At 65.8% G+C, this 13,353-nt stretch carries 8 protein-coding genes; all 8 read right to left on the bottom strand.

What is annotated here, in order from left to right; translation table 11 throughout:
• Genes K419_RS0108195 through K419_RS0108230 form a run of 8 tightly spaced genes read right to left on the bottom strand, consistent with a single transcriptional unit; the run spans position 1 to position 13,341 of the window.
• Positions 1–3,321, bottom strand: coding sequence for an O-linked N-acetylglucosamine transferase family protein (locus tag K419_RS0108195; protein ID WP_026841165.1), 3,321 nt, complete (start codon positions 3,319–3,321; stop codon positions 1–3).
• The gene (locus K419_RS22770; protein WP_026841166.1) at positions 3,318–7,886 is read right to left on the bottom strand and encodes a glycosyltransferase; all 4,569 of its coding nucleotides are present in this window, start codon (positions 7,884–7,886) and stop codon (positions 3,318–3,320) included. The genes K419_RS0108195 and K419_RS22770 overlap by 4 nt, the downstream gene beginning before the upstream one ends.
• Entirely contained in the window at positions 7,883–8,692 is an 810-nt protein-coding gene (locus K419_RS21770; RefSeq protein WP_051292922.1) for a glycosyltransferase family 2 protein, read from the bottom strand. Before K419_RS21770 ends, K419_RS22770 begins: the two co-directional genes overlap by 4 nt.
• A gap of 13 nt (positions 8,693–8,705) precedes the next feature.
• Positions 8,706–10,205 carry a glycosyltransferase family 4 protein gene (locus K419_RS22775; protein WP_051292924.1) on the bottom strand — a complete coding sequence of 500 codons (1,500 nt, stop codon included), beginning with the start codon at positions 10,203–10,205 and terminating at the stop codon, positions 8,706–8,708.
• 25 nt (positions 10,206–10,230) lie between these two features.
• Positions 10,231–10,989: a class I SAM-dependent DNA methyltransferase gene (locus K419_RS0108215; RefSeq protein ID WP_026841167.1), complete on the bottom strand. Its 759-nt coding sequence runs from the start codon at positions 10,987–10,989 to the stop codon at positions 10,231–10,233.
• The gene (locus tag K419_RS0108220; RefSeq protein ID WP_026841168.1) at positions 10,986–12,092 is read right to left on the bottom strand and encodes a DegT/DnrJ/EryC1/StrS family aminotransferase; all 1,107 of its coding nucleotides are present in this window, start codon (positions 12,090–12,092) and stop codon (positions 10,986–10,988) included. The genes K419_RS0108215 and K419_RS0108220 overlap by 4 nt, the downstream gene beginning before the upstream one ends.
• Positions 12,092–12,508, bottom strand: a complete 417-nt coding sequence (locus K419_RS0108225) for a cupin domain-containing protein (protein ID WP_026841169.1) — start codon at positions 12,506–12,508, stop codon at positions 12,092–12,094. Before K419_RS0108225 ends, K419_RS0108220 begins: the two co-directional genes overlap by 1 nt.
• The gene (locus tag K419_RS0108230; RefSeq protein ID WP_026841170.1) at positions 12,505–13,341 is read right to left on the bottom strand and encodes a motility associated factor glycosyltransferase family protein; all 837 of its coding nucleotides are present in this window, start codon (positions 13,339–13,341) and stop codon (positions 12,505–12,507) included. The genes K419_RS0108225 and K419_RS0108230 overlap by 4 nt, the downstream gene beginning before the upstream one ends.
• Positions 13,342–13,353 lie beyond the last annotated feature (12 nt).

Consider the following 13,353-nt stretch of genomic DNA (forward strand, 5'->3'; position numbering starts at 1 on the left):
TCAGCTCCTGTAGAGGGTCATCTGCCGGACCCGGTCCAGCCGGGCGCCGAAAAGGACGCAGCTCCCCGGCTCCCACTGCTTCATCTGGGCCACCGCCAGGGAGACGTTGGAAAAGCCGTTGCCGAGGAAAAGGTGGCAGCGCGAGGCAATCAGCGCGTCGACCAGCACTTCCTCGCCCAGCGCCCTGCGGTCCGCCTGCTCCTGGTAATGCACCCCGAGGCTGGAGCCGGTGCGGGTCGAGACGGTGTGGGAGAGCCGGTCCCCGTAGCGCTCCCTGTAGGAGGAGAGGAGCTTCTCGTCGTCGGTGAGAAGGAAAAGGCGCCCCTCCCGCTCCTCGCTAAGGAAGCGCTCGATCCGCGGGTGGTAGAGGGCGTTCAGCCGGTGAAGGCCTGGATCTTCTCCCCCCTTGTCCCCGCCGCGGACGTGGAGCGCCAGCACGGGGCGGCCTGAGAACTCCCGGTTGAAGAACGCCTCGGCGCGCTGCTCCAGCTCAGGCTTAGGCCTTAGGTAGCGCCGGTAAAGCTGCAGGCAGAGCGCGTCCGGGTCGAGCCCGTAAAAAGGGTGCCCCGGCGGGATCCAGGGGATGAGATCGTTGACGCCGTAATGGAAATCCCCTACCACCACCTCCTCGCCGCGCTCCAGGGCGTAGAGGGAGGAAAAGCGGGACCAGGGCCCCTCCTCCTTGTTGAGCTCGTCCAAAAGGAGGTTCTCCCGGTTCCACTTGGGGGGATAGAAGCTCCGCGCGCGGGCGGCGAGCTCGCCGACGCCGGTGCCGTTGAAGGGGAGGAAGAAGCTCAGAAAGGCGTTTTTCCCGGGATCGTCGGAGAAAAGGGAGTTCCCCCCCCAGTGCACCACCGGGACCCGCCCGGTGATCTCCGCCAAGAGGCACTGCCCCAAAAGCATGCTCACGTCGCTCCAGAAACCGTACCCCCAGGCCTTGATGAGAAGAAAACGCTCCCCTCTCTCCGGAGGGGAGGCGAGCCGCTCCGCCTCCTGCGCCTTCACCAGCTTGATGCGGGTGGCGCGGGAGCGGTCCCCTGCAGCCTGGGCGCGTTCGAATTCGCGTACCGCGACTTCAGGCTTCCCAATGGCGAGCGCCACCTCGGCCAGGGTGCGGTTCACCCGGGGGCTCAGGCAGCCGCGGTCGCCCAGGTAGCGGCAGATGAGCTCTGCCGGCGTCACGAAGCCGGCGGCAACCAGGAGTTCGGCCGTCTCGGCCAGGGTCTCGCTGCCTAAATGCTCCGGCTCCTCCTCCCGGAAGGCCAGCGGGTCGTCCAAGGCGAGCGCGCGTGACTGGTCCGCCGCCAGCTGCAGGCGAAGCGTCTCCTGAATACCCCCGAGGGTGATTCTCTCCCCGCCGCGCAAAGGTATCAGGAACTGCGAGAGCGCCCGGCCGAGCCTGCCGTGCTGCAGGTACTGCGCCCCCTGGACCGCGGGATCCGGCGCCTGGGCCGGGTGGCTGCGGCACCACCTCCCCCAGATGTCGCGCCAGGCCTTTTCCAGATGGCGGGTGAAGGAGGCGCCGTCGGTGAGGGGGGAGGCGGCCATGGTCTGCCGGAGCGTGGTCCGCAGGCCGGAGAGCCTCTCCCGGTCGCCGGCCAAGGCCTGGGCGAGTACCACGAACTTGCGCGCCTCGTGCGCCACCAGCCCCTCAAGCCCCAGCGCCTGCAAGATGCTGGCACCGACGCGCGAGCGGTGGGCGGAGCCCGCCAGCGTCACCACCGGGACCCCCATCCAGAGCGCCTCGCAGGTGGTGGTGGTGCCGTTGTAGGGGTAGCTGTCGAGAGCGATGTCGACCCGGTGGTAGAGTGCCAGGTGATCATGGTAGGAGGGGGTGTTCCCCAGAAGTTCCAGCCGTTCGCGTTCGATGCCGTGCCCGGCGAAGGCCTCCTCCAGGCGCAGCCTCGTCTCGGCGCAGGCAAGCGAATACCCCTTCAAGAGGAGTTGGGACCCCGGGACCGCGCGCAGCACCCCGGACCAAAGGAGCACCGTCTCGGGGGTGATCTTAGCGGGGTTGTTGAAGGAGCCGAAGGTGACCCTGCCGCTGGTGATACAGCTCGACGGCCCCGGCGGGGGCGCATCATCGGGGGGGAGAAAGCAGGAGAAGGTCCCGGGTAGCCGCAAGAGCTCCTCGCTGTGGTAGCGCTCGGTTTCGCCCGGGGGGTCGCACACCGCGTCGGTGATGCGGTAGTCGATGGCCTCGAGCCCGGTGCTGAAGGGGTAGCCGAGCCAGGTGACCTGCACCGGCGCGGGCCTCCTGGCGAAGACGGGGAGGCGGTTTCCCGCGCTGTGCCCGGAGAGGTCCACCAGGATGTCGATCCCGTCCGCGCGCACCAGCTCCTCGACCTTTTGGTCCGTCATCCCGGCGATGTTCCGGAAGCAGTCGGCCATGGAGGCGAGCTTCTCGCTTCTTTGGTCCGGCACCGGGACGTTCGAGTAGCAATAGACCTGGAACAGGGACCGGTCGTGGCGGGCCAAGACCGGTTCGATGAAGCGGGCCACGGCATGCTCCCGGAAGTCGGCGGAGAGATAGCCGAGCTTCAGAGGGCGCTCGGGGTCCGGGTCGTTCAGGTGCCTGGGCACTGCGAAGCGGCAGCGGGCCCCGAAGGCTGCGTGCTCGGCGAAGAGCTCCTCCTCGGGGGTGTGCGCGGGGTAAAGAAGCGCGAAGAGCAGCGAGCTTTCCGCCTCAGGGTAGTCGGGGCGAAGCCTCAGCGCCTCACGGAAGTGGGCGATCGCCTCCTGGTGCCGCCCCTGCGACTTGAGGGCGTTGGCGAGGTTCAGGTGCGCCTCGGGGAATTCCGGCTTGAGCCGGAGCGCCTCAAGGGCCGCCGCAATGGCGTGCGCGCTCTCCCCGAAACGCTCGAAGAGGATGGAGAGGTTGTTGTGGGGCTCGGCGTAGAGCGGGTCGAGGCGGATCGCCTCCTCGAAGGCAACCTTTGCCTCCTTGCCGCGGGAAAGCGCCGAGAGGGCGAGCCCCAAGTTGTTCGAGAGCCCGGGGTCGCCGGGGTCGAGCCGGACGGCTGCGGCCAATTCCGAGGCTGCCTCCCCCATGCGCCCGAGACGGGCCAGGGCGAAACCCAGGCTGCCGCGGGCCCGGCTCCACTCAGGCGAGAGCTCGGCGGCGCGGGCTAAGTGGTGCAGCGCCTCGGCGGGGCCGGACAGGCGGTCCAGGGTGCACCCCAGGTTGAAGCACGCCTCGGCGTAGCCGGGATCGAGCTGCTGGGCGCGCCGGTAGCACTCCGACGCGCCCGGGAGGTCCCCCGCGCCGAAAAGAGCGTTCCCTGCCAGGAAAAGCTCGCGTGCGCTCTCGGGCGCCGTCACGGGGCGGCCCCGCCGGAGATGTCGCGGGCAAGCTCCATGAGCGGGAGGGCGAGATCTGCATGCTCCCCCTTCTGAAGCCCGGCCGCGTACTCTTCCAGGAAATCCGCGCAGTCAAAACGCATGGCGGCGAGCCTTTGCAAAAGTTTTTCCGCCTGGGCCTTCTCCCCCTGCAGCAGGAGGCAGACGCAGGAAAGCGACAGCGCCGGGGGGTAATCCGGCCATTTCTCCAGCATCTCGCGGCAGCTCTCGCGCGCCTTTTCCGTGTCCCCCAAAAAGAGCTCGCACTTGGCCAGGTTGAAGGCGGCCTCCTTCATCCCGGGTGCCAACTGGGCCCCCTTGAGCGCGCTTTCCCGCGCCTTCGGGTACTCCCCGGCGCTAAGCTGCAGGTATCCCAGGTTTAAGTAGGCCTCCGCGTTTTCCGGGTGCACCTGCAAAAGCCGGTGCCAGAGCCTTTGCGCCTCCTCGCCCCGGTTCAGCTCGGTCGCCTGGCGCGCCAGCTCGATGAGCGCCTCCACCGACCCCCCGTCCTCTTCCAGCTTCTTCAGCCCCAGGAGGTAGTACGCCTCCTGCTTCTTAGCGCAGCGCTCGGCGTCGAGCTTTCCGTAGTGGTGCACCGGGACGTCGCAGGCGTGGATGGGGAGGCCGAGATGGAGCAGCGACGGCTCCACCAGCTCGTGCACCGCCCCCTCGAAGCGAAGCGCCGGGTCGTTGGGGAAGAGCCTCACCTTGTCGCTCGGGGTCCAGCCGCGCCCCTCTTCCTCTGCGGGGTATTCGCCGGCATTGGCGTTCCAGTTGCGGCGGGTCACCTCGTGGGTGTAATTCCTCGTGGTGAAGGAGAAGGCGGTGGGGCGGGCTGTCCTTTGCGCCAGCTCCTTGAGCGGCGCCACGTCTTCGGCCGCTATCACCTCGTCCGCGTCGAGCACCAGGATCCACTCCCCCAGCGCCTGGGAGAGCGAGAAGTTGCGGGCGTCGGCGAAGCTGCCGTTCCAGGGGAAGCTGAAGAGCCTGGCCCCGAAGATCCGGGCGATGTCGCAGCTGCGGTCGCTGGAGCCGGTGTCGACCACTATCAGCTCGTCGGCCAACCCCCGCACCGAGTCGAGGACGGCGGGGAGGTGCCTCGCCTCGTCCTTGACGATCATGCAAAGCGAAACGCTCCCCTTGCCGCTGGCGCAGGGAAGGGGAGGCCCGGCCAGTTTCCTTATCTGCAGCGCGGCGTCGATGCTCCCGTCGTCGAGCCCGAAGCGGGCGGCGCCGCGCTCGATCTCCGTCATCGCCTCGCCGTAGCGGCCGCTGCGGATCAGGAGCTCGATGAGGCCGTAAGAGAGCCCCTTGTGGTCCCGGTGGATCTCTAAGGCTTCCCGCAACAGCTCCTCCTCGCGGGGAAGCTGGCCGCAGGCGGTGGCGAATTCGTGGTAGCGCGCGAGCGCCGAAAGCTCCAGGGGGGCCAGCACGAAGGCTAGTTCGGCGAGCCTCACCCCCTGCTCGCGCTCGCCTCGCTCCCAGGCGGTTTGGGCCAGGGCGCCGTAGGGGAGGGCGAACCCGGGGTCGAGGGCGATGGCGCGCCGCAAGAGTTCCTCCCCCTTCTTAGCTTCCCCCTGGGAGAGCGCCAGCACCCCATTGAGATGGAGCGTTCCCGGGGCCTCCGGGTCGATCCCCTCGGCCTGCCTGGCGGCTTCGACAGCCTGCGCCGGTTCCCCCGATTCCTTGAAGGCGCGTCCCCGTATCAGTGCCGCGTCCAGCTCGCAGCCGGCCGGGACCTGTTCCAAGACCTCCAGGGCCTCGCGCCAGTTCCCCGCCTCGCAAAGGATCCAGGCGAGCGCCAGGTAGGGGGCGGGGGAGGCGGGGGAGAAGCGGATACCCTCCTGCAGCATCAGTTCCACCGCGTCGTTCAGTTTCCCGCGGCGGGCGAGCCTCGCCCCCCTCAGCATCGCGTTGTGGGTCACCACCCGCGCCGCCGTTTCCTGCTCCAGAGCTGCCAGGTCCCACTTGGCGTCGAAGGCCTTGCGGTTCTTCCACATGGCGGCCGCGTAGTCCACCCGGTTGCCGGCGAAGGAGCGGCTGCCGTAGTGGTGGATGAAGACGTCGCCGGCGATGAGGCAGCGGTACCCGGCAAGCGCCGCACGCAGGCAGAAGTCGTCGTCCTCGAAGTTGCCGGAGCCGAAGCGCTCGTCCAACTCTCCCACCGTCTCCAGCAGCTCGCGGGTGAAGAGCATGCAGAACCCCACCACGCGGTCGACCTCGATGCGGCGCCCGTAGTGGTCGCTTCTGAAGCGCTCCGCGAAGGCCTGCAGCTCTTCCATGCCGCGGTAGGGGACTTTCGCGAGCTTCTGCGGTCCCGCGATCTCGTTGGTCATGGGGCCGACGATACCCGCCTTCGGGTCGCGCTGAAGCGCCTCGATCATGCCGGAAAGCCAGCCGCGGGTCAGCACCGTGTCGTTGTTGAGAAGCAGGATGCGCCCACCCCGGGCTGCGCGCATGCCGATGTTGCACCCCGCGGCGAAGCCGAGGTTCTTGCCGTTCTCGATGAGGCGGTAGTTCACTTTTCCCGCGCAGAACTCGCGCAGGAAGGGGATGGTCCCGTCGCTGGAGCCGTTGTCCACCAGGATCACCTCGTGCGGCTCGGGGGTGTACCTCTGTATGCTCTCCAGGCACTCGCGGGTGCAGGAGAGCTCGTTCCAGGTGAGGATGACGATGGAGGTGAGCCGGGAGGCCTTGGGGACCAGCCGGAACAGGTACTGGTAGGCGGCGCTCTCCTCCGCGAGGGTCGATTCCAGCACACCCCCATCGGCTAGCGCCTTTAAGAGCGCCTTCGGCATCCCCTCGTCGCCGGAAAGGGCTATCGGCTCCACGCTCTCCGCGGCGTACCCCGCCGCTTCGAAGAGGGCGACGGCGCTTTTCCGGGTGAAGAACCTGAGGTGGGTCCGGTCCAGGATCCCCGCGTCGGCGTACTCCCATGAGCCGTCCAAAAGCCCCTGCACCACGCTCCAGTGCCTGACGTTCGGGAGCGTCGCCACCACCTCGCCCGAGCCGGAAAGCTTCGATAGCAGCCTCCTCAAGACCTGCTCCGGCTCCGCCAGGTGCTCAAGCACGTCCGCCAGGAGCACGCCGTCGAAGTGGCGGTCGGGAAGGGCGCTCAAAGCCCCTTCCACCGGCGCCTGGATCACCCGGTCCAGCACCTTCCGGGCCGCGGCGGCTGCCTCGGCTGCCGGCTCCACCCCCCAGACCTCGGCCCCCTGCCGCCTCTTGATGGCCTGCCCCAAACACCCCGCGGCGCAACCCACGTCCAGCACGTGCCGGGCGCGCCGGGAGACCGCCCGCTGCACCTCGGGGCGGCTGAAGCGGTGGTAGCCGGAAGGCTGTGCCGCAGCGCCTTCACTCATCTTTTCCAGAAAGGCCAGGTTCTCCCTTGCCACGGCGCTTGCCGGGGCGAGCGCCAGGGCGCGGCGGTAGTGTTCGCGCGCTGGTTCGAAGCGCTCCAGGAGCATCAGGATCATCCCGGTGGAAAGCTGCGTTTCCGCCTCTTCGGGCTCGGCGCAGACGAGCCCCTTGTGGTGCTGCAGCGACTGGTACAGCTCCAGCTTCAGGAACCCCTCCAGCGACTCGGTGAACTCGCGGGAGTCGGGGGCCAAGAGGACCGCCTTCTCGAAGTGCTTCCTGGCGCGGCCGATGTCCCCCACCTTGAAACAGAGCTGCGCCAGCTGGTGGTGCCCCGGGGCGAACTCGGGGTGGGCCGTGGTGAAATCCTCCAGCTGCGCCAGGGAAGGTGGGGGCTCCTGCCGGATAAGCCGCGCGAAAGCCTCCTCGACGAAGGGTGGGTGCGGCTGCGGCTTAACGATCAGGTGGGCGAATTTCTGCCGGTAGAGCTTCTGGATGTAGAGGTATTCCAGCGTGGGGAGGTCGCCGTTTCTGGAGACGGTCTGCTCGTTCAGCCAGTAAAGCCCCAGGAACTGCGACACGTGGATGAACTGGTGCCGTTCCGAGGCCCTGAGCCAAAATTCGTAGTCCGCGATGCACTGGTAGCGCTCGTCGAAATAGCCGATTTCGTCGTGCAGCGACCTTCTCCAGAGCGGGAAGGGGCCGACGCAGCAAAGCTCCAGAAGCGAGGTCCGGTCGTAGGGGGGCCAGCTCTTGAAGCCGTAGGGGGTGTGGTTGGCGAAGCTCCCGTTTTCCTTTTGCGTGATGCGCATGTCCGGGTAGGCGAGCACGCATTCCGGGTGCTCCCTGAGCGTACGCACCAAGACCTCGTAGGCGTCGTCTCTCAGGCGGTCGTCCGTGTTGGCGTTGGTGACGAACTCCCCGGTCGCCATGCGGATGCCGCGGTTCCAGGCCTGGTACACCGTCTCGCGCTCTTTTGTCCTAAGATACCGGATGTTGTCGTAGCGCTTCTGGAACTCCTCCACGATGGCGCGCTCGTTTTGGGGCGAACCGGAGTCGATGACGACGATCTCCAGCTCCTCCGCCATGGTTTGCGCCTCCAGGTCCTCCAGCTTTCCGCGCAGGAAGCGCTCCGCCTTGTAGGTGGAGACGATGGCGGAGACCAGGTACTTTTTCCCGGAGCCCTTCACAGGATCACCTTGTCCCCGTCCAGGAGGATGGGGAGCGGCGCGGGGGGGGAATAGGGACGAGCCTCGCGCGCGAAGAGCGCCCTCTCCCGCGCCAGCACCCGGTTCGCCTCGGCCGTGTAGCCCGCCTTGTCCTTCGATTTCTGCAGCGGGTGGTCGCGGAAACCGGCGATGAGCGCATCGACCGAGAAGAGCCGGGCGCTTCTGAAGAAGCGGGCCCAAAGCTCCAGGTCGGCCGCCAGCGGCAGCTCGCGGTCGATGAAGGCCCCGCTTCTTTGCCAGAGCGCGCGGCGCCAGAAGACCCCTTCCTGCTGGATGAACTCCTCGTCGGAGAGGTACTTGGCGCGCGAGTTGAGCGGAAGGTAGCTGTGCACGTGCTTTTGTCTCCCCGCCTCGTCGAAGCTGTTGGGGCGCCCCATGAGCCACTCCACTTCGGCGTGTTGCGAGAAGATCCTCGCCACCTTTTCGAAGGCGCCGGGGTGGAACTTGTCGTCCGCGTTGAGCCAGGTCATGATCTCGCCGCTTCCCCGGTTCAACCCTTCCTCGATGGCGCTGTACTGCCCTGCGTCCGGGGCGCTTCTCCAGAAGGAGAGGTGCTTCTCGTACTTTTTGATGATCTCGACCGTGTTGTCCGTCGAGCCGCCGTCGAGGATCAGGAGCTCCAGGTTCGGGTAGTTCTGGGAGAGGATCGAGTCGAGGCACGCCTCCAGGTAGCAGCCGTAGTTGAAGGACGGCGTCACAACGGTGATGCGCGGTAGCTCCCCGTCTCGGAGCACCTGGCGAACGCGGTCCGCTTGGGGGTGTGGCATATCGGGTCCCTTGTCAGGCTGAAGGCTTGGTGGTCTCGAATCGGGAGTCGTAGTAGTTGGCCTTTTGAATCAGGTCGAAAGCAACGTCTATCTCGGAGCGCGAGTAATGGATCTTGGCGAGGTTGCGGTAGGCCGGGGCGTAGTCGATGCATTCCGCCATGACCTTTTGCAGCAGCCCGTGGGCTGCATCATGCTCCTTGCGATCAATGGCCTCCTCAGCGGCCTTGTTGGCTGCCACCACGTCACTGTAGCAGTGAGCCACTTTCTGGCAGGAGTCGACCAGCGCTTGATCCGTGCAGATGCCAAGGAGGGTCATGATGGCGTGGAACTCCCTGTTGTGCGCGTAGCGCTCGATCCATTGCATGATCTCGGGCGTGTACCTGAGCGTGAAGTGCGAGTTCCAGCAGCGGCGGATGGACCAGAAGTCGTCTATCACCGCGAAAACCCTCTGTACGTACTTCTCGGCACTCCTTTGTTCCGCGACCGCGTGTCCTCGGGCCACCAGCGCCTTTCTGAGCGCTTGGTCCTGCAGCAGCCGCACCACCTGAGCGGCGAATTCCTCTTCGTGGCGCGGGTCGACAAGGATGGCGGCTTCGCCAAGCTGTTCCTCGGCGCCGCTCACCTTGGCCGCTATCACCGGACAGCCGGCGGCGAACGCCTCCAGCGGCGGTATGTTGTCCGGTCCGAAGAAGCTAGGGTAGGTCAGCGCGAAGGCGTTCTGATAGAGCCAAAGGATGGAGTCGTCGGAGACGAAACCGAGCACCAGGACGTCTCTTTCAAGCCCCATCTCCGCGATACGGGTCCGCACGTGCTTGAGGTTGCCATGGTCGGAGCCGGTGAACACCAGCTTGAACTGCCGGTTGTGGCGCTCCTTGAGGATTTTCAACGCCTCCAGGAGTACCACGTGGTTTTTGTGCGGCCAGAACTGGGCCGGGTAGAAGAGGAAGCCGTTTTGCTCCAGCCCAAGCGGCTTCAGCTCCTCAGGCTTTTCGACCGGCTCCGTCCCCATGCGCTGGGGAAGCGGCATCGGGTTCACCAAGACCCGCTCCTCCGGGATCTTGTAGAAGAAGGAGATCTCTTTTTTGCCGGCCTCGGTCCCCGTCAGGACGTAAGTGGCCCTAGGGAGCGCGCGCCGGTAACCCTTGTCTCTGGCCAGGTACTCGCCGCCGGAACTCACCTCCGGGAAGAAGGTCTGCAGGCAGTGCTGCAGGTCCCATACCGGGAGGATGTGCGGGACGTCGACGTCGACGCTGGAGATGGAGAGGAACCAGACGAGGTCCACCTGGTGCCTCATGGCTGCCTCGTTCAACCCCCCGGCGTACCAGCTGGTGTTCACGAATTCGCCGGGTTGGTTTTCGATCAGGTCGTTGTCGTGCTGATAGAAGAAGATGATCCTGTGGTTGGCGTAGACCGTCCGCTGCTTCTCAACGATGTCCTCGAAGAGGCACTTCTGATAGACGTGCCCCCCTCCGACCAGCTTGTTCTCGTAGGTGAGGTAGATCCCTATGACCATGCCAATCCTCTTGTGTCTGGGCGATTCAATACGGTTTTCGTGCCGTAACTACTGCATTCCAGCTGGTGTAGCCAAGCTGGGCGGAACTCAGCCACTCCTTGAAGCACAGGGGCTCGAATCCGGTGGCGGTGAGCTGGTCCCGGAGCCCGGGGGTGAACAGGTAGCGCATCAGGTGCTTCTCTCTTAACTCACTGATGCTGCCGTCGGCGAGATTCTTGATGAAGACCAGGAAATCGACCTCGACGAGATCCCGGTCGGCGTGCATGGCGGGAACGGCGATCCGGGTCACGCGGATCGAGTCGTCCTCCAGTTCCTTCACCCTTACCGACGGCCTGTCCGTGAGGACCCCCGGACCGTACCAGCAGTCGAAGATGAAGACCCCTCCCGGCTTCAGGTGCAGCAGGGCGGTGGACATGGCGGCCAGCAGATCCTCATTGGTCACCTGGTAGCTCATTACGTGGAAGAGCGAAACGACGACGTCGAAACTTTCCTCCAGGTGCAGGGAGCGGACGTCCCCCTGACTGTACCGGAGCCGGTCGTCCCCGGCCGCCCCCTCCCGCGCCGCGGCGAGCATCTCGGCCGATATGTCTACGCCGGTCACGCGGTACCCCAGGTCGACGAGGTGCCGGTCGTGGCGTCCCGAGCCGCAGCCCAAGTTCAGGACGCTCTGCGCCTTCGGTGCCGCCTCCTGGATCAGGGCATGGACGTAGTCGGACTCGCCGCGGTAATCCTTGTCCCGGTAGAGCAGGTCGTAATAGCGCGCGTACTGGTTGAAGATGCTCACCTGATGCCCTCCCGGACCGCCTGAGCCACCTGGTGGATCTCCTGGTCGGTGATAGTGAGGCCGGTCGGCACGTAGAGCCCCTGGCGCGCCAGCCGCTCTGCCACCGGATAGTTCTCCCCGGCGAATAACCCCATCTTCCCGAACACCGGCTGCTCGTGCATCCCCAGGAAGAAGGGGCGGGTTTCTATCCCTTTTTCCCTGAGCCGCCCGGCGAGCGCCGCGGCGTCCAGTCCGGTTGCCTGGTCCAGGACCAGGCCGAAAACCCAGTAGACGTTCCTGGCCCAGGGCTCCTCGATCGGCAGTGAGATCCCCTCCGTCCCCCGGAGTAGCTCGAGGTAGAGTGCAGCGATCGCCCTCTTGCGCTCAACGATCTGCTCCATCCGCTCGATCTGGGCCACTCCGAGCGCCGCCTGGAGGTTGGTGAGCCGGAAGTTGTAGCCTAGCTCCTCGTGCAGGAAGCGCTGCTTCTTCTGGAAGCAGAGGTTTCTTAAGGAACGTGCCCGCTCTGCCAGCTCGGCGGTCCGCACCAGCACCATCCCCCCCTCGCCGGTGGTCACCAGCTTGTTGGCGTAGAAGCTGAAGGTGCTGATGTCCGCGAGCCCACCGCAGGTCCTGCCGCGGTACTTGGCGCCGTGTACTTCCGCCGCGTCCTCGATGACCTTGAGCCCGTGCTTTCGGGCCAGCGCCAGCACCGGGTCCATGTCCGCCGGGTGCCCGTAGATGTGGACCACCAGGATGGCCCTGGTGCGCGGGGTGAGCTTCGCCTCGATCTGCGACACGTCCATCTGCCAGTTGCCGGGGTCGCTGTCCACGAGCACCGGGATCCCGCCGGCCCTTACCACCGATTGCGCGGGGGAGATGATGGTGAAGCTGGGCATGATCACCTCGTCGCCCGCCTCCAGGCCCAAAAGCTCCACAGCTATGTCCAGAGCCACGGAGCCGTTGCTGACGGCGATGCCGTGGGGCATGCCGCAGTAGGCGGCCCAGCGCTCCTCAAACTGGTCCAGGAACTTTCCGGCGGAGGAGATCCACCCGGTGGCGAGCGCCTCGTTGACCAACTCGATGTCGTGCTCGGTGACCAGCGGTTCGGCGACCGGTATCATCAGAAACGCTCCTTTTCCACCAGACCGGTGTAGGGGCCCTGTTTGATCTCCAGGAAGACCGTGTCCTCCAGGCACCTGAAACAGTGTCCCCCGGAGACCAGCTGGATGATGTCCCCTTCATGGAGGATCCAGGTCCCCAACGGGCTCTTGTCCAGCGCGTACAGCTCGACCTCGGCCTTTCCCTTGCGGATCATCAGAGTCTCCGGGGTTCCGATGAGGTGCCGCTGCAACGGCAGGTGCGAGTGCCTGGGCACTACCCCGTCGGCGGGATAGACCACGAAGCCGAGTTGCTGGTAGTAGCTGTCCGGCGAGATGAAGGTGGTCGTTTCCGGCATGTAGTCGCGCCGGATGATGGAGGCTATGTGCTGGCCGTTCCAGGTGATCTGCTCGAGGCTGCCGGTTTGTTGTTGACTCATGCCCTGGTTCCTTGTGCTAGGTGCGGTTGCGGGGAAGGGGCGTGGGCCGGAAAGAGGGTCCCGAGCGCCACCCTGGGGAACACGTCCAGCATCCCCCCCTCGGTGGAGTTGTAGATGGCCACCCCCTTTGCCGCCGCCAGGCGCCTCAGCACTTTGTACTGCTGCCACAGATTGATGTAGGAGCGGCACTCGACCTCGACGTCGTTGTCTTTCCACTCGATGTCCTTTCCGCTCACCCTGGTGAAGGCGTGCTTCTCCTCGTCGTAGAAGTGCCTGGTTTCGTACATGTGGAGCAGCCAGTCGTGGTCGCATCCCAGCAGGTAGATCTCCGAGAACCCCATGTAAAGGGCCGCCTGCAGTGCGATGATGGAAACCGACTGCGCCTGGAAGACCGGCTCGGCGAGGTCCAGTCCGTGATCCAGGACCTCCTGCAGGGATGCGTTGTTGTCGAGGAAGTAGACCTGCTTTCCGCTGAAGCGGTCGTTCTGCATGTTGCGCACCACGTCGCTTATGCTGAAAATCAGGTTGACCTCGGGGAGGTCCGCCACGTGGCGGGAGAGGTCGTCCATCCAGCTCTGCATCGCATCCTCGGACAGCGGATGGTGGAACGGGGCGATGCAGTGGTAGCGCGGCCTGAGCACCGGGTAGAGCGGATGGACGAAGAAGTTGCTGACCGCGATGCAGGTCTCCCCTTCGAGGGGCGAGAGGTCCTGGTGCTTGATGGAGGGGCCGGTGGCGAGGATGAAGCACCTCTGTCCCTTGTGGCGGTCGGCGAGTTCCCTGTTGCGCTCGACGATCAGCTGTTTCCAGCGCTGGGTATCGATATTGGTCATGGCTGTTCCTTG

Origin of the sequence: Citrifermentans bremense R1 (genome assembly GCF_000426865.1) — a bacterium.
GTDB lineage: Bacteria > Desulfobacterota > Desulfuromonadia > Geobacterales > Geobacteraceae > Geomonas > Geomonas bremensis.

What these genes read in the sequence shown, in the direction of transcription:
- K419_RS21770 (WP_051292922.1), bottom strand. Translation starts at nt 8,692, where the DNA reads ATGCCACACCCCCAAGCGGACCGCGTTCGCCAGGTGCTCCGAGACGGG.
- K419_RS22775 (WP_051292924.1), bottom strand. Translation starts at nt 10,205, where the DNA reads ATGGTCATAGGGATCTACCTCACCTACGAGAACAAGCTGGTCGGAGGG.
- K419_RS0108220 (WP_026841168.1), bottom strand. Translation starts at nt 12,092, where the DNA reads ATGATACCGGTCGCCGAACCGCTGGTCACCGAGCACGACATCGAGTTG.
- K419_RS0108225 (WP_026841169.1), bottom strand. Translation starts at nt 12,508, where the DNA reads ATGAGTCAACAACAAACCGGCAGCCTCGAGCAGATCACCTGGAACGGC.
- K419_RS0108230 (WP_026841170.1), bottom strand. Translation starts at nt 13,341, where the DNA reads ATGACCAATATCGATACCCAGCGCTGGAAACAGCTGATCGTCGAGCGC.